Source organism: Janthinobacterium amylolyticum (genome assembly GCF_051380655.1).
In the GTDB taxonomy this organism is placed as follows: Bacteria; Pseudomonadota; Gammaproteobacteria; order Burkholderiales; family Burkholderiaceae_D; genus Janthinobacterium.
In genome coordinates this window covers 1-1,286 of record NZ_JBNYXL010000029.1, presented here as the reverse complement: position 1 = coordinate 1,286, position 1,286 = coordinate 1, and the positions used below count along the sequence as shown (strand labels likewise).

The 1,286-nt window shown below is 66.9% G+C and carries 1 protein-coding gene; it reads left to right on the top strand.

Translation table 11 applies throughout. The annotated features are described in order from the left end of the window. A partial coding sequence (locus ACQ4WR_RS28260; protein WP_436491419.1) for a hypothetical protein occupies window positions 1-1,286 on the top strand: 1,286 nt, incomplete at both ends.

Genomic DNA, 1,286 nt, shown 5'->3' with positions numbered 1-1,286 from the left:
GGGCCGGCTGAGGTGCCGGCCAACACCGAGTATCTGCCGCTGGCCACCGGCGGCCTGGCCTTCACGGAACAGGTCAGCCTGACGGGCGAGGCTGGATTGTCGGGCGGCGACATCGAGCTGGACAATGGTGATGGGGCGCTCGACGGCTGGCTGGGCGATGTGTGGCGCAACCGCGCCATCAAAGCCTGGACGGGCGACCCCAGCTGGCCACGCGCCGATTTCCGCCTGGTGTTCGACGGCATCATCGATGACGTGGGCAGCTCCAGCCGCGAGACGGTCAACCTGGTGCTGCGCGACAAGCTGCAGCGCCTGAATACGCCGATCACCGAGGCCAAGTTGGGCGGCACCAGCCAGAACAAGGACGCGATCCTGCCAATCCCGTTCGGCGAATGCCACAACGTCACGCCGCTGCTGCTCAACCCCGCCACCCTGGAATACGGGTTCCTGGGGCCGGTCGAGTGGTTCATCAACGACGAAGCGCGCACCAGCGGCAAGCCGGTACCGACCGAGATCAATTTGGTCACGGGCCGTTTCAAGTTGCCGATCAACCCGCTGGCCAATGCGGTGACCACCAGCGTGCAAGGCGACAACGTGGGCGGCTACGCGCCGCGCATCGCGCCGCTGGTGCAGCGCATCGCCACCGGCTACGGCAAGGCAGCCGACCGCTTCACGGTGGCGGATCTGGATCTGGCCAACCTTGCGGCCTTCGACGCTGCCCATCCGCAAATGGTGGGCCTGTACATCGCCGACCGCACCAACCAGGCGCAGGCCATTCAGCAGCTGGCCGCCAGCGTGGGCGCGCAGGCGCTGATGTCGCGCACGGGCCAGTTGCGCCTAGTGCAGATCGCCTTGCCCGCGCTCGGCGTGCCGGTGGAGATCGGGCCGGATCAGATGCTGGAGCACTCGCTGCGGCCGGTGCAGCGCCTGCCGGTGGCTGCGGCAGTCAAGATCGCTTTCGACCGCAATTACACCGTGCAGGCCAGCCTGGCCACATCCATCCCGCCGGTGCATGCCGATCTGTATGCGGCGGAATGGCTGACCGAAACGGTCGTCGATGAAGCGGTGCGCGCGCGCTACCGCCTGACCGACGACCCTGTGCAGGTTGAAACGTGCTTGAAATCGCGCGCCGATGCGCATGCCGAGGCGGCGCGGCGCCTGGCCATGAACAAGGTGCCGCGCACCATTTATGAACTGGACGGGGAGCCTGAATTGATGATGCTGGAACTGGGGCAGCCCGTACTGCTGCGTGATGTGCGCTTCGGCCTGCAGGATGGCTTGCCGGGCGT